A 19,523-nucleotide genomic window follows, 5' to 3' on the forward strand; every position below is an offset into this window, starting at 1 on the left:
GCCCGATCGGCAGTCTGCTGCGCTCGTGGCATCATGCGGCGATGACATCCGGAAGCGATCCGATGGACGACAGCCTGTCCCGTACCGAGGCCCAGCAGCGCGCCGATGACATCCACGCCTTCCGTCGCGAACAGGCGCGGCTGGCAGCGGACGGGCTGGCGGCGGCCGATGCGGCGGCGATCCGCGCCCATCACGACGCACTGCTCGCGCGCTTTGCCGCACGGCCCGATGTCGACACCACGCAGCGCGCGCGCCAGCTGACGCTGGGCCTGCGCATCGCGTCCTTCCTCGGCGCGCTGGCGCTGGCGGCCAGCGTGTTCTTCCTGTTCCGCCAGTACTGGCCGCTGTTTCCCGAAACGGTGCAGGTGATCGTGCTGGCCGGTGCCTCGCTCGGCACGCTGGCGCTGACCGCCTGGCTGCACCGGCGCGACGCCTCGGGCTACTTCACCAAGCTGGCCGCGCTGGTGGCCTTCGCCTGCTTCGTGCTGAACCTGAGCCTGCTCGGTTCCAGCTTCAACATCACCCCGTCGGACAAGGCCCTGCTGCCGTGGGCGGCTTTCGCGCTGCTGCTCGCCTATACCTGCGAACTGCGCCTGCTGCTGGTTGCCGGGCTGGTCTGCATCACCGGCTTCATCGCCGCCCGCGTTGGCAGCTGGTCGGGCATGTACTGGCTCAGCGTCGGTGAGCGGCCGGAACATTTCTTCCCGGCGGCGCTGCTCATGTTCTGCGTTCCGTTCCTCGTCGATCACCGGCGGCATCCCGGCTTCGACGCGACCTGGCGGCTGGTCGCACTGCTCGCGCTGTTCCTGCCCATGCTGGTGCTGTCGAACTGGGGCCGCGCGAGTTATCTGCCCTTCGATGCCGATGTGGTCGAAGGCGTCTACCAGCTGGGCGGCTTCGTTGCCGGCGGCCTGCTGACCTGGCTCGGTGCGCGCCGCGGCTGGCCGGAAGTGATGAATACCGCGGTCGTGTTCTTCATCATCTTTCTGTACACGAAGCTGTTCGACTGGTGGTGGGCGGTGATGCCGAAGTTCCTGTTCTTCCTCGTGCTCGGGCTGGTGGCGCTGCTGGTCATCCTGGTGCTGAAGCGGCTGCGCGCGGTGACGCAGACGGAGTGCGGGCGATGAAGCGCGCACAGAAAATCCTGCTGGTGGGCGGTGTGGCCCTCATCGTCGCGGTGAATGCCTTCGTGCTGGCGGGTGTCGCGTGGAACCGCTCGGGCGCCCCCGCCAGTGCGCTCACGCTCTCGCAACGCGAACTGAGCCTGCCCTATGCTTTCGGGCTGGACGGCGAGCGCGGCGGCGTCGAGGTGGTGCTGCTCTGGCGCTCGCCGATGATCGACGACAGCGCGGAGGCTGCCTACGACATGCACTACGGCCGCGGCCCCGACTGGCTGGGTGCAGACAAGCTGCGCGAACTGGGCTTCGACCTGAAGGACGAGCGCGACGCCTATCGCCAGAAGCGCGAGGTGTATGTCGTGCTCGAACTGGCGGGTGCTGACTGGCAGGCTGCGCTTGCCCAGGCGCAGCGCCGGCTGGACCGTGCGCTGGCCCGCGGCGACGCCGAAAAGCAGGATATCGATGCGCAGAAGTCGGCACAGGAGGCGCTGAAGTACGAACAGCACAAGGCGTCGCGGCTGTTCGCCGTCGACGCCGGGCTGGACGCCGCCGCACTGCGTCAACGCTATCCGGATACGCGTCGCCACCTCATCGTCGTGGCGACGGTGACGCCGTCGGTGATGGTGATCGACAAGAAAACCACTGTCAGCGGCCACATCGGCGAACTGGCGGTCGCCCGCATCAGCGTGCCGCACGCGTTGCGCGGCGCGATGGACGGCATCGACCGCAGCGCGCTCGACAGCGGGCGCGCCGCCTTCGAAATGGACGTCGCGTGGGGCCGCCGCTTTGAACCGTGGGTGACTGCGGTGCGGCCGCAGCGCACGGCGCCGGCCGAATAATCCTGAAAACCTCAGTTGACCGCTCGCCATGAAGTTGAAAGCCCTGCCCATCAAGGACATTGGTCGGTTTGCATCGTTCGCCCCGGGTGAGACCGCTTCGACGTCGTGTGCACGGCCGGCGGGGCGCCCGGCCGCGTTGCTCGTCCTTGCAGGGAGCCATCCTGCCGCGTCCTCGCGCCTTGCCGTACACCCCGCCAACCATGCCCACAACGCCGATCAACTGAGGTTTTCAGGATGAAGCAGCCGATCACCGGCTATCTGATCGACGAGGAGGGCGACTGGGTTGCCCGGCTGGCCTGCGGGCACCGCCAGCACGTGCGCCACCATCCGCCCTTCATCAACCGCCCCTGGGTGGTGAGCGAAGAGGGGCGCGCGGCCCACCTCGGCGCGCTGCTCGATTGCCCGCGCTGCGACGCCTTCGAGTGGCCGGACCACATCGTCGAACAGGCAGGGCGCGACCAGCGGTGATATCGTCCGCAACCTCTTTTCCGGGGTAAGCAGCATGCGCAGCGAAGGTCGCATCCGGTCGTGGAAGGACGACAAGGGTTTCGGGTTCATCACGCCGGACGGTGGCGGCGAGGACGTGTTCGTGCACATCAGTGCGTTCGACGCCGAAGGACATCGGCCGAGCGAGGGCGAACGCGTGGAGTTCGATCTTGGCCGCGACCGCAAGGGCCGGCGCTGTGCGCAACGCGTGACGCTGGCCGGTGTGCCGCTGAAGACACGGCGGGTCGAGGTGCGCGACGAGGCGTCGCCGGCGCAGTGGGGTGGCGCGACGCTGTTCCTGATCCCGGCCTTCCTGCTGCTGATGGTGCTGGTCAGCGTGCTGTGGCGGGCGCCGCACGGCTGGTTCCTGCTCTACCTGACGGTCAGCCTGGTGACCTTCGCGCTGTACGCGATCGACAAGCAGCAGGCGGCAATCGGTGCGATGCGCGTGCCCGAACCGCGCCTGCACCTGCTGGCCCTGGTCGGCGGCTGGCCGGGCGCGCTGCTGGCGCAGCAGTTCCTGCGTCACAAGACCGTGAAGGCCTCGTTCCGGCGCGGCTTCTGGATCACCGTGGTTGGGAATGTTGCGCTCTTCCTGCTGCTGACCAGCCCGTTCGGGCGTCCGCTGGTGGCACGGGTGCTCGGTTGAAGGGCTGACCTGCATCCAACAGAGCCCGACCCGGTGCCGCGCCCGGTCCGCCGCCGCTGTCGGGGTCGGAAGACCCCTCCCACAGAACCCCGGCGCCAGCCACAGATTGGGCGCATTCCCTGTGGGAGCGGCCCCTGTGGGAGCGGCCTTGGCCGCGACGCGGCTGTTGCGGGCCGCCGGCTTTGAGATCAAGACCCCCAATCGCGAGCAAGCTCGCTCCCACAGTCTTTGTTCCGGGGCCGAGCGAGCGACCAGTTGGGAGGTGGCGATTGCTGCCGACAGGCCCTCGACCCGGCGCCGCACCCAGCCCGCCGCCGTTGTCGGGGTCAGAAGACCCCTCCCACAGAAACCCAGCCCGGGCACCGGCCGAGGGTCTGGGCGCGTCCTCTGTGGGAGTGGCCTTGGCCGCGACGCGGCCGCGGTGTGCCGCTGGCTGTGTTCCACGCCCGCAGCGCACTCCTGCCGTTCGAAACGCGACCCTGATCCCGCTCAAGGGCCGAACGCTTTCGGCTGGTCATGATGAAGGCCTGTGCACTGCAGGAGCCCGGCCATGAGCCGTATCGTCGTCATCCAGGGTCACCCGGAATCCCGCCCCGGGCTGTTGCGCGCGCTGGCCGACAGCTATGTCGCCGCGGCGCGTGAAGCGGGGCACGCGGTCAGCGTGATCGACGTCAGCCAGCTCGCCTTTCCGCTGCTGCGCTCGAAAGCCGAGTGGTCGGCGCCGGCCGAGGGCGACATCGCGCAGGCCCAGGCGCTGATCGCCGACGCCGAACATCTGGTGGTGTTCTTTCCGATCTGGCTGGGCACGTTGCCGGCGGTGCTGAAGGCCTTCTTCGCACAGGTGTTTCGCCCGGGTTTCGCGATCGGCGAAGGGCGCGGGCGCAATCCGTTCACGCGGCTGCTCACCGGACGTTCGGCGCGGCTGGTGGTAGCTATGGGCATGCCGGCCTGGCTGTTCCGCACCTTCTATCTGGCGCACGGCGTCATGAGCTTCAAGCGCAACATCCTGCATTTCGTCGGCATCGAGCCGGTGCGCAGCACGCTGATCGGCAGCGTAGACGCGATGAACGACGCCGGGCGGGCGCGCTGGCACGAACGCATGCGGCGTCTCGGCCGCGCCGCTGCGTGAGCCGGCTCAGGTACGCAGCAGTCTCACCTGTCTGAACCAGCCGCCGAAGGCCGCCGGTTCGTCGCTGACGATGCCGAAGGGCAGGCCGTCGAGCGCGTCTTCGAGCACGACGTCGAGCCGGGTGGCGATGCGGCCCGCCAGCGGCGACAGCAGGCGACGCAGCGGGGCCGGGCGGCCGCGGCGCAGGAACTTGTCCAGCACCAGCGCCGCGCCGCCGGGGCGCAATACGCGCGCCGCTTCACGCAGGCAGGCGGCGCCGTCCGGCACCACGGCGACGATCAGATGCAGCACCACGCAGTCGAACTGCGCGTCGGCGAAGGGCAGGCGCATCGCGTCGCCGCGCACGGGCGCGTAGTTCAGGCCCGAGGCGCGCGGCAGGCTGCGCGCCAGCATGGCGGCGTTGAAGTCGATCGCGGTGTAGCGGTGATCAGCGGGCAGATGGGGCAGGTCCAGCCCGGTGCCGACGCCGACCAGCAGCACGTCGGACGCTGTGCGTGGCAGGTGGGCCAGGCTGGCGCGGCGCGCGCCGCGCGACGCGGCGGCGACCACCGTGTCGTAGAGGGGAGCGAGGCGGGTGTAGGACGAGGCGAGCGACATCGCCCCGTCGCTCAGTGCAGCACGCGCGGCATGGCCAGCGTGAATTCGGGAATGTCGGCTTCGAACTGCGTGCCGTCTTCGGCCACCATCTGGTAGCTGCCGCGCATCGTGCCAACCGGCGTGTTCAGCGCGCAGCCGCTGGTGTATTCGAACTTCTCACCGGCCTTCAGCAGCGGCTGCTGGCCGATCACGCCAAGCCCGCGCACCTGCTGTTCGGCGTTGTGGGCGTCGCGGATGATCCAGTGCCGGCTGATCAGCTGCGCCGGCACGGTGCCGGTGTTGGTGATGCTGACCGTGTAGGCGAACACGAAGCGGCTATCCTCGGGGTCGGACTGCTCTTCGACATAGCGTGCCTGCACGCTTACCGTCACTTCGTATTTTTTCGCTTCGGCCATGGCCCTTATTTAACCGAAGTCTGATGACGCGGCAAGCGCTGCGGCAGGAAGGCGCGTGTCCGACCCGATACAATCGCGGCTTCGACCTTCGGAGCCGTACCGTGAGCACCACCAATCTGGATTACCTGATCGCCCCCAGCATTCTGTCCGCCGACTTCGCCGCACTCGGCCAGGAAGTGCGCAACGTCATCGCCTCGGGCGCCGACTGGATCCATTTCGACGTGATGGACAACCATTACGTGCCCAACCTGACCATCGGCCCTCTGGTGTGCCAGGCGCTGCGCCCGCACACCGAAGCGGTGATCGACGTGCACCTGATGGTGAAGCCGGTGGACCGCATCATTCCCGATTTCGCCAAGGCCGGTGCCAACGTGATCACCTTCCACCCGGAAGCGTCCGAGCACATCGACCGCACGCTGTCGCTGATCCGCGAGCACGGCTGCCAGGCGGGCCTGGTGTTCAACCCGGCCACGCCGCTGCACTACCTCGACCACGTGATGGACCGCCTCGACGTCGTGCTGCTGATGTCGGTGAACCCGGGCTTCGGCGGCCAGAGCTTCATTCCGTCCTCGCTCGACAAGCTGCGCGCGGTGCGCGCCCGCCTCGACGAGTACGTGTCGCGCACCGGCCGCCACATCCGGCTGGAGATCGACGGCGGCGTCAAGATCGACAACATCGCCGAGATTGCCCGCGCCGGGGCCGACACCTTCGTCGCCGGCTCGGCCGTGTTCGGTGCCGGCAAGGACAGCGACCCGCACCGCTACGACAGTGTGATCGCCGCGCTGCGCAAGCAGCTGGACGCCGTCTGAGCATGACGCAGCGCTTCTCGGTCGCCGCCATCACCTTCGACCTCGACGGCACGCTGCTCGACACCGTGCCCGATCTCGCCGCCGCGGCACAGGACATGGCGGCCGAACTGGGCATCCCGCCGCGCCGCGAGGACGAGGTAAGGGTGTTCGTCGGTCGCGGCATTCCGAATCTGGTCGAACGCTGCCTCGGCGAGCGGGCGCAGGACGCGGCTCTTCTCGCGCGGGCGATCGAGGTTTTCAAGCGCTGCTACCGGGTGCGCAACGGCGAGCGCGCCGTGCCCTACGACGGCGCACACGACACGCTGGCGGCGCTGCAGAAGGCTGGCTTCAGGCTGGCCTGCGTCACCAACAAGGCGGTCGATTTCACGCTGCCGCTGCTCGAACAGATGGACATGCGCCAGTACTTCGGCAGCGTGGTCGGTGGCGACACCCTGCCGCAGAAGAAGCCGGACGCGGCGCCGCTGCTGCACGCCGTGCGCGAACTGGGCGTGGCACCGTCGGCCGCGCTGCACGTCGGCGACTCGTACAACGACATCGACTGCGCGCGCAATGCCGGCATTCCGGTGCTGGGCGTGCCCTGGGGCTACAGCGAAGGGCGCGTGCTGGACGCAAAAGATTGCGATGGGCTACTATCTTCGCTCCCCGATCTGCTCTCGCGGGTCGCACTTCCGACCGAACACTGAATGGACAGCCTGACTTCCAAGGAGACACCCGCCCGCAGCTGCGCGCCCGCGCCCCTGCACGGGTACCTGTGGCGAGCCGCCTGAGTCCGCTCCTGGTCAGGCGCGCGCGGTGACACCGCGGCGTCGTTCAAAACCCCGCTCTCCGGTCTGTCCATGAATCAAGATCAATTCGAGGCGCTCGCCCGCGCCGGCTACAACCGCATCCCCGTTTCGCGCCAGGCACTGGCCGATCTCGACACCCCGCTGTCCGCCTACCTCAAGCTGGCCGACGCGCCGTATTCCTATCTGCTGGAATCGGTGCAGGGCGGCGAGCGCTGGGGCCGTTACTCGATACTCGGCCTGCCGGCGCAGACGCGCATCGTCGTGCGCCGCGACCGGATCGAGGTGCTGCGCGACGACGCGGTGATCGAGCGGACGGAAAGCAGCGACCCGCTGGCCTTCGTCCAGGCTTTCCTCGGTCGCTACCGCGTGCCCGACCTGCCGGGCCTGCCGCGTTTTTCCGGCGGCCTGGTCGGCTATTTCGGCTACGACGTGGTGCGCTACGTCGAGCACCGGCTCGCCGCCGGCTGGGACAAGGCCGACCCGCTGGGCGTGCCGGACATCCATCTGCTGCTGTCGGACGAGCTGGCGGTGTTCGACAACCTGTCCGGCCGGCTCACCTTCATCGTCTATGCTGACCCGGCGAAGCCGGACGCGCTGGTCAATGCGCATCTGCGCCTCGATGCGCTGACGGCGCGCCTGCGTTCGCCGCTGCGCGAGCCCGACACACCGCGTGGCGAATCGGTGGCCGCCGAATCCGGCTTCGGCCACGACGCCTACTGCGCGGCAGTCGAGAAGGCGAAGCGCTACATCTTCGACGGCGACATCATGCAGGTGGTGCCGTCGCAGCGCATGAGCAAGCCGCTGGCGACCACGCCGATGGCGGTGTACCGCGCGCTGCGTGCGCTGAATCCGTCGCCCTACATGTACTTCTTCAACCTCGGCGACACGCACATCGTCGGCGCCAGCCCGGAAATCCTCGCCCGCCTCGAAGGCGACAAGGTGACCGTGCGGCCGATCGCCGGCACCCGCAAGCGCGGCGCCAACGCCGAGGAGGACCGCGCGCTGGCCGAAGACCTGCTGTCGGACGAGAAGGAACGTGCCGAACACATCATGTTGGTCGACCTCGGACGCAACGATCTGGGCCGCGTCGCCGCCACCGGCACGGTGGAGGTGACCGACCGCATGGTGGTCGAGAAGTACTCGCACGTGATGCACATCGTCAGCAATGTCGAAGGCGTGCTGAAGCCGGGCCTGACCGCGATGGACGTGCTGCGCGCGACCTTCCCGGCCGGCACCGTCAGCGGCGCGCCCAAGGTGCGGGCGATGGAAATCATCGACGAGCTGGAGCCGGTCAAGCGCGGCCTCTATTCCGGCGCCGTCGGCTACCTCGGCTTCAACGGCGGCATGGACGTCGCGATCGCGCTGCGCACCGCAGTGATCAAGGACGGCGTGCTGCACGCCCAGGCCGGTGGTGGCGTGGTGATGGATTCGACGCCCGAAGGCGAATGGCAGGAAACGCTGAACAAGGCACGCGCCGTGCTGCGAGCGGCAGAACTGGCCGAAGCGGGGCTGACGCCCGGCTGAGTCCGGTCCGCGGTGTTGTGGGAGCGAGCTTGCTCGCGATGCGGCATCGATCGAAGCCGGCGGCCGGCAACAGCCGCATCGCGGCCAAGGCCGCTCCCACAGGGAATGCACCCGACCCGCGGCCGGCGCCGGGCTTTTGTGGGAGGGGTCTTCCGACCCCGACACGGTCTGCATCGAAGCCTGCGGACAGCAGAGGCCGCATCGCGGCCAAGGCCGCTCCCACAGGAAGTGCGCCCGATCCTTGGCCGGCGCCAGGCTTTTGTGGGAGGGGTCTTCTGACCCCGACACGGTCTGCATCGGAGCCTGCGGACAGCAGAGGCCGCTCCCACAGGAGGCGAGCCGATGCCCGGTCTGCCCCTACAATTCACGCCTCGAACACGTCCGGTAGTGCGACATGCAGAACTTCATTGCCGTCGGTGGTGGCGCCGCGCTGGGTGCATGGATGCGCTGGGGTCTTTCGCTGGCGCTGAACCCGCTGTTCGCAGGCTTCCCGCTCGGTACGCTGGTGGCCAACCTGATTGGCGGCCTGTTGATGGGGGTGGCGCTGGCGGTGCTGCAGGCCATGCCCGAGTTGCCGGCCCATCTGCGCCTGCTCGTGACCACCGGATTCCTCGGTGGCCTGACCACCTTCTCCAGCTTTTCCGGCGAGGTGTTCGCGCTGTTCGAACGCGGCCACACCGGCTGGGCGCTGGTTGCGGTGGCGGCTCATGTGCTCGGTTCGCTGGCGATGACCGCGCTGGGCTGGTGGGGCTGGCAGCTGCTGCGCGGCTGAGCGGTTCGCGCAGGCGCCGTCTTTCGCGGACAATGGCGCCCTTTCTGCGCGACGCAGACCGCAGCCCGATCCGATGAAAGTGCAGCACCCCGATCTGAATTCCCTGCTCGAACAGTGCATGAGCCGCGACGCGGCGGCGATTTCGCGCGCGCTGCGCGAACTGCCGCCGGCGATGCGCGCGCCGGACAAATGGCCGGCGAAGATCGCTGAACGCGTGGCGGCATCGCAGGCGCGCGTAGCCGCGCGGCGCGCATCGGCGCCCAAGGTCGACTATCCGGAAGAGCTGCCGGTGTCGGCGCGGCGCGACGAGATCGCGGCGGCGCTGGCGGCGCATCAGGTGGTCATTGTGTGCGGCGAGACCGGCTCCGGCAAGACGACGCAGCTGCCCAAGCTGTGTCTGGAACTGGGCCGTGGCGCACGCGGGCTGATCGGCCACACGCAGCCGCGCCGCATCGCCGCGCGCGCCACCGCCGACCGCGTGGCGAAGGAACTGAACGTGCCGCTCGGCCGCGAGGTCGGCTTCGCCATCCGCTTCACCGACCGCACGTCGGAAGACAGCCGCATCAAGCTGATGACCGACGGCATCCTGCTCGCCGAAACGCAGCGTGACCGCTGGCTGGCCGCCTACGACACGCTCATCATCGACGAGGCGCACGAGCGCAGCCTGAACATCGACTTCCTGCTCGGCTACCTGCGCCAGCTGCTGCCGCGCCGTCCGGACTTGAAGGTGATCGTCACCTCGGCCACGCTGGACGCCGAGCGCTTCGCCAACCACTTTGCGCAGAACGGCAAGCCGGCGCCAGTGATCGAGGTCAGCGGCCGGCTCTACCCGATCGAGATGCGCTGGCGGCCGTTCGACGCCAACAAGGAGCGCGACCTCTACGAAGCGGTAGCCGACGCGGTCGACGAGGCCTTCTCGTGCGGACCGGGCGACGTGCTGGTATTCATGCCGGGCGAGCGGGAAATCCGCGAGTGCGCGGAAACGCTGCGCAAGCACCATACGCGTCTGCCCGGCGTGAAGCCGGACATCCTGACGCTGTTCGCGCGCCAGTCGGCGCAGGAACAGTCGCGCGTGTTCCAGGGCTCGAACGGCCGGCGCGTCATCCTCTCGACCAACGTCGCCGAAACGTCGCTGACGGTGCCCGGCATCCGCTACGTGGTCGATACCGGTCTGGCGCGCGTCAAGCGCTACAGCTACCGCAACAAGGTCGAGCAGTTGCAGGTCGAGCCAATCGCGCAGTCGGCTGCGAAGCAGCGCGCCGGCCGCTGCGGCCGGGTGTCCAGCGGCGTCTGCTTCCGCCTCTACGACGAGGACGACTTCAAGCAGCGCACCGCGCACACCGACCCGGAAATCCTGCGTTCGTCGCTGGCCGGCGTCATCCTGCGCATGAAGTCGCTCGGCCTGACCGACGTCGAGGAGTTCCCCTTCATCGACCGCCCGGCGCCGCGCGCGATCGCCGACGGCTACCAGCTGCTGCAGGAACTGGGCGCGGTGGACGAGGAACGCACGCTGACCACGCTGGGGCGCGAACTGGCCAGGCTGCCGCTGGACCCGCGCGTCGCACGCATGATCCTGGCGGCGCGCAACCACGGCGCGCTGAAGGAAGTGCTCATCATCACCGCCGGCCTGTCGGTGCAGGACCCGCGCGACCGCCCGGAGGAGCGTGCCGGCACGGCCGACCAGGCGCACGCGAAGTTCGCCGACGAGCGCAGCGAATTCCTGTGGTACCTGAAGGCCTGGGCGGCTTTCGACGAGGTGTGGCATCACCAGTCGCAGGCCAAGCAGCGCGAGTGGTGCAGGGCGAACTTCCTGAACTGGCTGCGCATGCGCGAATGGCGCGACGTGCATACCCAGCTGCACACGCTGTGTGCCGAGCACGAGTGGCCCGAGAACGAACAGCCGGCGGCGTTCGACGCGCTGCACCGCGCGCTGCTGACCGGCCTGCTCGGCAACCTCGGCCTGCGCATCGAGGACGCGCGTGCCGGCGAGCCTCCGTATCTGGGGGCGCGCGGCATCAAGTTCTGGCCGCACCCCGGTTCGGCGCTGGCGAAGAAGGGCGGCAAGTGGATCATGTGCGCCGAACTGGTCGAAACGACGCGGCTGTTCGCGCGCTGCATCGCGCGCATCGAGCCGGAGTGGGTGGAGGAGGTGGGCGCCCATCTGATCCGCCGCTCGACCTACGAGCCGCACTGGTCGAAAAGCCGCGGCGAAACGGTGGCCTGGGAGCGCGGCGTCATCCACGGCATCACGCTGTACGCCAAGCGCCCCGTGCAGTACGGCAAGACCGACCCGAAGCTCGCGCGCGAACTGCTGATCCGTGAGGCGCTGGTGAATGGCGACGTCAGCGACGTCGCGCTGAAGCAGATGAAATTCCTGCAGCACAACCTCGACCTGATCGCGCAGATCGAGCGGCTGGAGGAGAAGCAGCGGCGACAGGACCTGCTGGTCGACGAATCGCTGATCGAGGCCTTCTACGATTCCATCGTGCCGGCCGACGTGATCGACCTGCGCGGCTTCGAGCGCTGGCGCCGCGACGCCGAGCGCGACAACCCGAAGCTGCTGCACCTGACACGCGAACAGCTGATGCGGCACGAGGCGGCCGGCGTCAGCAGCGAACGTTTCCCGGCGAAGATGGATCTGCTCGGCCAGCGCCTGAAGCTCGAGTACCGGCACGAGCCGAATGCGGCCGACGATGGCGTGACGCTGACCGTGCCGCTGACGCTGCTGAACCAGATTCCGGCGGCGCGGCTGGACTGGCTGGTGCCCGGGCTGATCGAGGAAAAGGTGGTGCAGCTGGCGAAGACGATTCCGCCCAAGCTGCGCCACCGCATCCAGCCGATCAGCGGCTTCGTGGCCGACTTCCTCGCCCAGCAGCACGACCAGTCGGAGCCGCTGGTGAAGGTGCTGGCGCGCGCGATCGAGGTCTATGTGAGCCTCAAGCTGCCGCCGGACGCGATCCGGGCCGAGAACCTGCCGGCGCACCTGATCATGAACATCCGCGTGATCGACGAGCACGGTCGCGTGCTCGGCCAGTCGCGCAATCTGGCTGAACTGCGCACGCGGCTGAAGGACGAGGTGGCGCGCCGCTTCGAACAGGCGCGCATTGCGTTGCCGACGGCGTCGTCATCCCCGGCGCCGGTCGCCGCCTCGCCATCGAAGACGGTCGATGCGGTATCCGCCGCGCCAGCTGTCGAGTCCCGGTCCGCCAGCGCGCGCGGCAGCATGGCCGACGCACTGGCCGCGCTCGGCGCGCGCGACGCTGTCGCGAAAGCGCCGGTGCCGCCGCCGGCCGCGAAGAAGGGTCGCGCCGAGCCCGCGCCCCCGGCGGCCGTTCCTGCACAGTCGGCGGGCGAGGGCCGCTACACCAGCTGGGCCTTCGGCGAACTGCCTGAACTGATGGAGGTCGAGGTCGCCGGCCGCATGGTGATCGGCTTTCCGGCGCTGCAGGACGATGGCGACGCGGTCAGCGTGCGTGTGTTCGACACGCCGGAGGCGGCGCACGAGGTGCACCGCCGCGGCCTGCGCCGGCTGTTCGCGCTGGAGCTGCGCGACCAGGTCAAGTTCATCGAGAAAAGCCTGCCCGGCCTGCGCGACATGGCGATGCAGTTCATGAATCTCGGCAGCGAGACCGAACTGCGCGCGCAACTGGTCGCTGCCACGCTGGAACGCTGCTGCATGATGGAACCGTGGCCGCAGGATGCCGCCACCTTCGCCACCCGGCGCGACGAGGCGCGGCCGCGCATATCTCTGGTGGCGCAGGAAATAGGCCGGCTGGCAGGCAGTGTGCTCACCGAATACGCGGCGCTGAACAAGAAGCTGATCGCGCTGAAGGCGCACCCCGACGCTGGCGCTGACATGCGCGCCCAGCTCGACGCGCTGGTCGGCAAGCACTTCATCGAGCGCACGCCTTTCGAGCGGCTGACCCACTATCCGCGCTACCTGAAGGCGATCGTGCTGCGCATCGACAAGCTGCGCAGCGACCCCGCGCGCGACGCGCGCGCCATGGCCGACTGGCAGTCACTGGCGACCTTGTGGGAGCGGGAGCGCATCGCCCGCGCGCGGGCAGGCGTGAGTGACCCCTTCCTCGATGAATTCCGCTGGCTGCTCGAAGAGCTGCGGGTGAACCTGTTCGCGCAGGAACTGCGCACCCCGGTGCCGGTCTCGGTGAAGCGGCTGCAGAAGATATGGGAGTCGCGCTCGCACGGGTGAGGCGGCGACGCTTCCGTATGTGGGCGGCTTCGATGCAGGCTGTTATCGCGAGCAAGCTCGCTCCCACGGAACCCCAGTTCCGGCGGCGGGTTCGGTCTTTTGTGGGAGCGGCCTTGGCCGCGACGCGGCGGACCCTCATCCGCCGACCTAGATAACTGGAGATGACCGAATGCCCGCCGATGACCGCCTGCGCACCTTGATATCGGCTTTCGAGAGGCTGACACCCGCTACCGTCGACACGCTCGCCGCGCTCTACGCCGATGACGCGCACTTCCGCGATCCGTTCAACGACGTGCGTGGTCGCGCCGCGGTGGCGCGCATCTTCGGTCACATGTTCGAACAGGTCGAGGCGCCGCGCTTCGAAGTTCATTCGGCGATGAGCGACGGCGACGCGGCGTGGCTGGAATGGACCATGCATTTCGTCATGCGCGGCCGCGCTCAGACCATCGTCGGCGCGACCCGGCTGCGCTTCGACGCGCAGGGCCTGATTGTCGAGCACCGCGACTACTGGGACGCGGCGCAGGAACTGTACGAGAAGCTGCCGCTGATCGGCAGCGTGCTGCGCGCGATCCGGCGACGTCTCGCCGCCGGATAGGGCAGCGCGACCTTACTGCTTCGGGCTGTTGTTGCCGCCCGCCGCGTCGAGGCGTCGCGCCTCTTCCGGGCTGACGATTTCGAAGATCGCCACCACCTTGCGCACGCCCGAGGTCGAGGCGGCGACTTCCTTCGCGGCCTTGGCTTCGGTCTCGGTCAGCAGGCCCATCAGATAGACCTTGCTCATTTCGGTCACCACCTTCACGTGGTTGGCCTTGACCCGTTGCGAATCGAGGATGCGCGCCTTCACCTTGGAGGTGATCAGCGCGTCGTTCGAGCGCTGGGTCAGCGAGGACACGCCGGCGATCTCGGTTTCGTTGCTGACACCGCGCACGTTCGGCACCTCGCCGACGATGGCGGCCGCTTCGGCGCGGGTCGCTTCGTCCGCGACCTGGCCGGTCAGCAGCACGTTGCGGTTGTAGCTGGTGACGCTCACGTTGGCGCGGCTGCCGAGCTTTTCGCGCAGGCGATTGCTGGCGCGCAGTTCGATGCCTTCGTCCTCGACCTGGGTACCGCTGGTGCGGCGGTCGAGCGCCGACATGACGGCCGTGCCGGCACCGGCGGCGACCACCGGGAAGCAGCCCTGCAATACAGGCACCGAAACGCCGATCAGGGCGGCCAGCAGCAGCGGGCGGGTGAAGGAAACGGTCTTGCGGGTTGTTGTCATCATTCGGTTCCTAGAAGCATGCAGTCGATGCCGTCGCACAGGCAGTGCAGCGTCAGCAGGTGAACTTCCTGTATGCGTGCCGTGCGTTCGGCCGGTACACAGATGTGGATGTCGCGGTCGGTCAGCAGTTCCGCGATGCGGCCCCCGCCGCGGCCGGTCAGTGCGACCACGCGCATTTCGCGCTCATGGGCCGCATGTATTGCCTCGATCACGTTGGCCGAATTTCCCGAGGTCGAAATCGCCAGCAGCACGTCGTTCGGCTGCCCGAGGGCACGCACCTGCTTGGCAAACACCTGGTCGAAGCTGTAGTCGTTGGCGATGGCGGTCAGGATGGAGCTATCGACGGTCAGCGCGATGGCGGCCAGTTCGGGGCGCTCGCGTTCGTAGCGGCCGACCAGTTCGGCGGCGAAGTGCTGGGCGTCGGCCGCCGATCCGCCGTTGCCGCAGGCGAGTATCTTGCCGGTGGCCATCAGGCTTTCCACCATCAGTTCGACCGCGTCGGCAATCGGCGCGGCGAGAACTTCGGTGGACGAGAGCTTGGTTTGCGCGCTGTCGATGAAGTGCTCGGAAATGCGTGAAACCAGATTCATGAGAGCTCGCAGCGTTGGATGTGGCCAGAGTGTACCAAGATCGGCCCGGCAGGCCGTCTTTGTGAAGCCTTCTTGCAGTCCGATACCTGCGCTTGCAATTCAGTCTGGGCGCGAAGGCCTTCATCGACCCAGTTCGACCCAGACGTCGACGCGCAGCCGCTTCCACGGATCGGGGTCGGGCACAAGCGCGCCGATGCGCGCGCTGAGCCGGGCGCCGGCGTCCATTTCGTCGGCCGCCTCGAAATTGGCGGCGCGCGGCAGGTAGCCGATCATGATGCCGCGCCACAGCACGCGCACGGCGCGGGCGTCGTGCCGGTTGCCCGGCTCCCGCTCCAGCGTCAGCGCGTCGCCCACCGTGAGCTGCGGCCATACCTCGGCGAGCCGGTGGTACTGCGCGCCGGCCAGCGGCGAGCGCTGTGCCAGCAGGCGCAGGCCGTCGGCCTGTGCGCCGACGCAGACGAGTGCAAGCAGGGCGCTACAGACCGAACGCATCACGTATCCAGTCGATGCTGGCGGCGTCGAGCGCTGACAGCGCGATCACGTCGAAGCGGGCAGGGCGGGCCTGTGCGCGGCGCCCCTGTTCGGCGAGCCAGTGCTGTGCGGCGCGGATCAGCCGCGCCTGCTTGACCGGGCCGACGCTGGCAGCGGCGCCGCCGAAGCGGCCGTCGCGCCGCATGCGCACTTCGACGAACACCAGCGTGTCGCCGTGCTCGCACACCAGGTCGAGCTCGCCATCGCGCCAGCGCAGATTGCGGCCAAGCACGCGCAGGCCTCTCGATTCGAGAAAGCGGGCCGCGAGTTGTTCCGCGGCGGCGCCGTGCTGCGCCCGTATGCTCATGGATGCTTGTGGCGACCGGCAGCGACGCTCAGAATGGCGGGCCGCCTGCACTCCGCCGCCCGATGGACACGCCCGATCTTCCTGTTTCCACCCACGACGACACCCCATCCGAATTCAGGACATCGGCATTGTATGTCGTCGGCACACCCATCGGTCATCTGGGCGAACTGTCGGCGCGCGCCATCGGCGCCTTGCGTGCGGCCGACCTGATCGCCTGCGAGGACACGCGCGAGACGGCGCGTCTGGCGCGTCACCTCGGCCTGCGCGCGCAGTTGATTGCGGTGCATGAGCACAACGAACGCAGCGGCGCCGAGCGACTGATCGCGGCGCTCGGCGACGGCAAGCGCGTGGCCCTGGTGTCGGACGCCGGCACGCCGGCGGTGTCCGATCCGGGCGCGCGTGTCGTCCGCGCGGTGCAGGAGGCCGGTTTCCGCGTGGTGCCGATCAGCGGGCCGAGTGCGGCCGTGGTGGCGCTCTCGGCCAGCGGACTGCTCGATGCGCAGTTCCGCTTCGTCGGCTTCCTGCCGGTCAAGTCGGCGGCGCGCCGCAGGATGCTGGAATCGCTGCGTGACCAGGACTGCGCGCTGGTGTTCTACGAGGCGCCGCATCGCATCGTCGAATGCGTGGCCGACATCGCGGCGGTGATGCAGCCGGAGCGCGAACTGGTGATCGCGCGCGAGCTGACCAAGCTGTTCGAACAGATCGTGCGCCTGCCGGTGTCCGAAGCGCCGGCCTGGCTGGCGGCCGACGCCAACCACCAGCGCGGTGAATTCGTGCTGCTGCTGTCCGGCGCACAGCCGGAAGAGGGGCTGGATGCCGCCGCGCAGCGCACGCTGGACATCCTGCTCGAAGAACTGCCGCCCAGCCGCGCCGTGAAGGTGGCGCAGGCCATCACCGAGGCGCCGCGCAAGCTGCTGTATGACTACGCGATGGCACACGGCGTCGATGCGCCGCAGGACGACGAAGCCGACTGATCCACCGGCGGGCGTGACCGATCCGTGCCGCCCACAGGTCGCGGTTGGGCCGGTGGGCGACTATGCGGGATAATCGTGCGCTACACCTCGTCGGCGTTGCGCCGGCGGCTCTCGTTGACTGGATTGGAACGCTCTTGAACCGACTGACCCTTACCCGACCCGACGACTGGCACCTGCATCTGCGCGACGGCGCAGCTCTGACGGCGGTGCTGCCGGACACGGCGCGCCGCTTTGCGCGCGCCATCGTGATGCCAAACCTGCGCCCCCCGGTGACCACCGTAGCGCTGGCCGGCGCCTACCGCGAGCGCGTCCTGGCCGCGCACGCAGCCACGCCGGGCCTGCCGCCGTTCGAGCCGCTGATGACGCTCTACCTGACCGACAATACATCGCCCAACGAGATCGACCGCGCCTGCGACAGCGGTTTTGTCAAGGCGGTGAAGCTCTACCCGGCGGGCGCCACCACCAATTCCGATTCCGGCGTGACCGACGTGGCGCGCTGCGACGCCGCGCTGGCGCGCATGGCCGAGCGCGGCCTGCCCTTGCTGATCCACGGCGAAGTGACCGACGGCGACGTCGATGTGTTCGACCGCGAGGCGGTGTTCATCGAGCGTGTGCTGCGCCCGCTGCTGGCGAGGCATCCGGCGCTGCGCGTGGTGTTCGAGCACATCACGACGAAGGACGCGGCGGAATTCGTCGCCGCGGCTGGCGACAACATCGCAGCCACCGTCACTGCGCATCACCTGCTGATGAACCGCAACGCCATCTTCGCCGGTGGCGTGCGACCGCATCATTACTGCCTGCCGGTGCTGAAGCGCGAGGTCCATCGCGAGGCGCTGGTGGCCGCGGTCACCTCCGGCAACCGTCGCTTCTTCCTCGGCACCGATTCGGCGCCGCACGCCAAGGGCGCCAAGGAGGCGGCCTGCGGCTGTGCCGGCTGCTACACCTCGCACGCCGGCATCGAGCTGTACGCCGAAGCCTTCGACGCCGTCGGCGCGCTCGACCGGCTGGAAGCCTTCGCCAGCTTCAACGGTCCGGACTGGTACGGCCTGCCGCGCAATACGTCGCAGATCACGCTGGTCCGTGAGTCTTGGGAGGTCAAGGCCAGCCAGGAATTTGCCGATGGTGATGTACTGGTGCCGCTGCGCGCGGGTGAGCGCGTGGCCTGGCGAATCGAGTGAACCCATCCATGACACGACACCTGCGCCTTCTGCTGCTGCCGCTTGCGAGCCTGCTGGCCGGCTGCGAGATCGACAACGCGGCCTTCATGATCGAGGGCAAGGAACACGCCCTGATCATAAACCGCGAGAAGCCGTACTTCTGGAGCGACCAGTACGAACTGGCGGTGATCGTGTCACGCATGCCCACCTGCCAGCGCCGCTTCGACATGAAGCCGGCGCGGCTCAATACCGCCGTCGTCACCGTGTTCGACGGCGGCGAGCCCAACCGCTACATCCTTCGTCAGGGTTCCAGCCGCTGGTATGCGGTGAACACCACCGACTGCGTGTTCTCGGTGATCGACAAGCCGGCGACCGAACCGCCGGCCATCGGCACCTTCCGCAAGAAGGACGAGCAGTTCACCTTCGTGCCGGTCAAGGCCGGAGCGGCAGGCGCCTCCTGAGCGCGACGCTGGCCGACCGCGTCGGCGACGGGCCGCTGCACGCGAGCATTCGTCCCCTGCTGGCGCGACTGCCCGGCGCCAAGCCTCCACCGGCTGCAGAACTGGATGGGCTCGCCGGCAAGGTGGGACGTCCTGTGACCGCCCGCGACCTGCCGATCTCCTTCGTTGCGGACGCGGCTGCGGAAGGCGGCTACGAAGCCCGCATCGCTGTCACCGGTCGTGTCGCTACACGCGATGCAAACTGGCATGACCTGTTCAACGCGCTGGTCTGGCTGCGCTACCCGCGTATCAAGGCGGCGATGAACGCGCGCCACTGCATCGAGATCGAGAACCGTCCCGGCGGCGATCGCGGCCCGGTGCGCGACGCGCTGACCCAGTTCGACGAAGACGGGCTGGTGCTGGTGACGGACGATGCGGCGCTGATCGATGCACTGCGTTCGCACCGCTGGCGCGAGGCGCTGTTCGAGCGGCGCGGGTCGGTCGAACGGGCGGCGCTGCACGTGATCGGCCACGCCCTGATGGAAAAGGCGCTGGCACCGCACTTCGGCCTGTGTGCGAAAGCACTCTACATGCATGCCGATGAAGTGCCGTCGGGCCATGAGGCGCTAGATAGCTCGCTCGCGGCCCGCATCACGGAGGGCTGCTGGCCGACGTCGCCGCGCGACCTGAGGCCTTTGCCGGTGCTCGGTCTGCCCGGCATGACCTCAGCGAATACCGATCCTGCCTACTTCGACGACACCCGCCAGTTCAGGCCGCCGCCGTCGAAGCGGCGGTAACGCGCTCGACTGGCGCGGATTTCATCGCGCGCCCTCTTGTGGGAGCGACCTTTGGTCGCGATGCGGCGTTGGCAAGTCGCAAGCTTCGTTACAGGCCTCAATCGCGAGCAAGCTCGCTTGTATGTTCTGCCCTGGCAAGCGTAGGAATAGCTT

Annotated in this window: 21 protein-coding genes; 15 read left to right on the forward strand and 6 right to left on the reverse strand. The window is 68.5% G+C overall.

The window, feature by feature from the left end:
- The first annotated feature begins 62 nt into the window (after positions 1–62).
- The 5 genes from IV112_RS13845 (at position 63) to IV112_RS13865 (ending at position 4,221) form a co-directional block, all read left to right on the forward strand.
- Positions 63–1,127, forward strand: a complete 1,065-nt coding sequence (locus IV112_RS13845) for a DUF2157 domain-containing protein (RefSeq protein WP_304004195.1) — start codon at positions 63–65, stop codon at positions 1,125–1,127.
- On the forward strand, positions 1,124–1,957 hold the full coding sequence (locus IV112_RS13850) for a DUF4824 family protein (RefSeq protein ID WP_304004196.1): 834 nt from the start codon (positions 1,124–1,126) through the stop codon (positions 1,955–1,957). The genes IV112_RS13845 and IV112_RS13850 overlap by 4 nt, the downstream gene beginning before the upstream one ends.
- A gap of 234 nt (positions 1,958–2,191) precedes the next feature.
- Complete coding sequence (locus tag IV112_RS13855; protein ID WP_304004198.1) at positions 2,192–2,425, forward strand: DUF3565 domain-containing protein; 234 nt, start codon at positions 2,192–2,194, stop codon at positions 2,423–2,425.
- Positions 2,426–2,459: 34 nt separating this feature from the next.
- Positions 2,460–3,092 carry a DUF1294 domain-containing protein gene (locus IV112_RS13860; RefSeq protein WP_304004200.1) on the forward strand — a complete coding sequence of 211 codons (633 nt, stop codon included), beginning with the start codon at positions 2,460–2,462 and terminating at the stop codon, positions 3,090–3,092.
- Between the two features lie 550 nt (positions 3,093–3,642).
- Positions 3,643–4,221 carry an NAD(P)H-dependent oxidoreductase gene (locus IV112_RS13865; protein ID WP_304004202.1) on the forward strand — a complete coding sequence of 193 codons (579 nt, stop codon included), beginning with the start codon at positions 3,643–3,645 and terminating at the stop codon, positions 4,219–4,221.
- A gap of 6 nt (positions 4,222–4,227) precedes the next feature.
- Here the strand turns inward: IV112_RS13865 and IV112_RS13870 are convergent, their stop codons facing one another.
- Both IV112_RS13870 and apaG read right to left on the reverse strand, forming a co-directional pair.
- Entirely contained in the window at positions 4,228–4,818 is a 591-nt protein-coding gene (locus IV112_RS13870; protein ID WP_304004204.1) for a class I SAM-dependent methyltransferase, read from the reverse strand.
- Between the two features lie 11 nt (positions 4,819–4,829).
- Positions 4,830–5,213, reverse strand: coding sequence for a Co2+/Mg2+ efflux protein ApaG (gene apaG / locus IV112_RS13875; protein ID WP_020163699.1), 384 nt, complete (start codon positions 5,211–5,213; stop codon positions 4,830–4,832).
- Positions 5,214–5,314: 101 nt separating this feature from the next.
- Here apaG and rpe point away from each other — a divergent pair, with 101 nt between their 5' ends.
- The 6 genes from rpe (at position 5,315) to IV112_RS13905 (ending at position 13,908) form a co-directional block, all read left to right on the forward strand.
- Complete coding sequence (rpe, locus tag IV112_RS13880) at positions 5,315–6,022, forward strand: ribulose-phosphate 3-epimerase (RefSeq protein ID WP_029143560.1); 708 nt, start codon at positions 5,315–5,317, stop codon at positions 6,020–6,022.
- Positions 6,023–6,024: 2 nt separating this feature from the next.
- Positions 6,025–6,705, forward strand: a complete 681-nt coding sequence (locus IV112_RS13885; RefSeq protein ID WP_304004207.1) for a phosphoglycolate phosphatase — start codon at positions 6,025–6,027, stop codon at positions 6,703–6,705.
- Between the two features lie 153 nt (positions 6,706–6,858).
- Positions 6,859–8,331: an anthranilate synthase component I gene (trpE, locus tag IV112_RS13890; protein ID WP_304004209.1), complete on the forward strand. Its 1,473-nt coding sequence runs from the start codon at positions 6,859–6,861 to the stop codon at positions 8,329–8,331.
- Positions 8,332–8,725: 394 nt separating this feature from the next.
- On the forward strand, positions 8,726–9,103 hold the full coding sequence (gene crcB / locus IV112_RS13895) for a fluoride efflux transporter CrcB (protein ID WP_020163703.1): 378 nt from the start codon (positions 8,726–8,728) through the stop codon (positions 9,101–9,103).
- A 73-nt stretch (positions 9,104–9,176) separates the two neighbouring features.
- On the forward strand, positions 9,177–13,313 hold the full coding sequence (gene hrpA / locus IV112_RS13900) for an ATP-dependent RNA helicase HrpA (RefSeq protein ID WP_304004211.1): 4,137 nt from the start codon (positions 9,177–9,179) through the stop codon (positions 13,311–13,313).
- 169 nt (positions 13,314–13,482) lie between these two features.
- Positions 13,483–13,908 (forward strand): nuclear transport factor 2 family protein, encoded by a 426-nt coding sequence (locus tag IV112_RS13905; RefSeq protein ID WP_304004213.1) that lies wholly within the window; start codon positions 13,483–13,485, stop codon positions 13,906–13,908.
- A gap of 12 nt (positions 13,909–13,920) precedes the next feature.
- Here IV112_RS13905 and IV112_RS13910 read toward each other — a convergent pair whose 3' ends face one another.
- The 4 genes from IV112_RS13910 to IV112_RS13925 all read right to left on the reverse strand — a co-directional run bounded on the left by IV112_RS13910 (position 13,921) and on the right by IV112_RS13925 (position 16,002).
- Complete coding sequence (locus IV112_RS13910; protein WP_304004215.1) at positions 13,921–14,577, reverse strand: BON domain-containing protein; 657 nt, start codon at positions 14,575–14,577, stop codon at positions 13,921–13,923.
- Complete coding sequence (locus IV112_RS13915) at positions 14,574–15,164, reverse strand: phosphoheptose isomerase (RefSeq protein ID WP_304004216.1); 591 nt, start codon at positions 15,162–15,164, stop codon at positions 14,574–14,576. Before IV112_RS13915 ends, IV112_RS13910 begins: the two co-directional genes overlap by 4 nt.
- Before the next feature lie 120 nt (positions 15,165–15,284).
- Complete coding sequence (locus IV112_RS13920; RefSeq protein ID WP_304004218.1) at positions 15,285–15,656, reverse strand: HIRAN domain-containing protein; 372 nt, start codon at positions 15,654–15,656, stop codon at positions 15,285–15,287.
- Positions 15,640–16,002 carry a YraN family protein gene (locus tag IV112_RS13925; protein WP_304004219.1) on the reverse strand — a complete coding sequence of 121 codons (363 nt, stop codon included), beginning with the start codon at positions 16,000–16,002 and terminating at the stop codon, positions 15,640–15,642. The genes IV112_RS13920 and IV112_RS13925 overlap by 17 nt, the downstream gene beginning before the upstream one ends.
- Before the next feature lie 128 nt (positions 16,003–16,130).
- Here IV112_RS13925 and rsmI point away from each other — a divergent pair, with 128 nt between their 5' ends.
- The 4 genes from rsmI (at position 16,131) to IV112_RS13945 (ending at position 19,370) form a co-directional block, all read left to right on the forward strand.
- Complete coding sequence (gene rsmI, locus IV112_RS13930; RefSeq protein ID WP_304004220.1) at positions 16,131–16,976, forward strand: 16S rRNA (cytidine(1402)-2'-O)-methyltransferase; 846 nt, start codon at positions 16,131–16,133, stop codon at positions 16,974–16,976.
- 134 nt (positions 16,977–17,110) lie between these two features.
- Positions 17,111–18,154: a dihydroorotase gene (gene pyrC, locus IV112_RS13935; RefSeq protein WP_304004222.1), complete on the forward strand. Its 1,044-nt coding sequence runs from the start codon at positions 17,111–17,113 to the stop codon at positions 18,152–18,154.
- 8 nt (positions 18,155–18,162) lie between these two features.
- Positions 18,163–18,594 (forward strand): hypothetical protein, encoded by a 432-nt coding sequence (locus IV112_RS13940; RefSeq protein WP_304004224.1) that lies wholly within the window; start codon positions 18,163–18,165, stop codon positions 18,592–18,594.
- Positions 18,595–18,728: 134 nt separating this feature from the next.
- On the forward strand, positions 18,729–19,370 hold the full coding sequence (locus IV112_RS13945; protein ID WP_304004226.1) for a DUF3025 domain-containing protein: 642 nt from the start codon (positions 18,729–18,731) through the stop codon (positions 19,368–19,370).
- Positions 19,371–19,523: the final 153 nt, after the last annotated feature.

It is taken from the genome of Methyloversatilis discipulorum, assembly GCF_018780585.1.
GTDB lineage: Bacteria > Pseudomonadota > Gammaproteobacteria > Burkholderiales > Rhodocyclaceae > Methyloversatilis > Methyloversatilis discipulorum_B.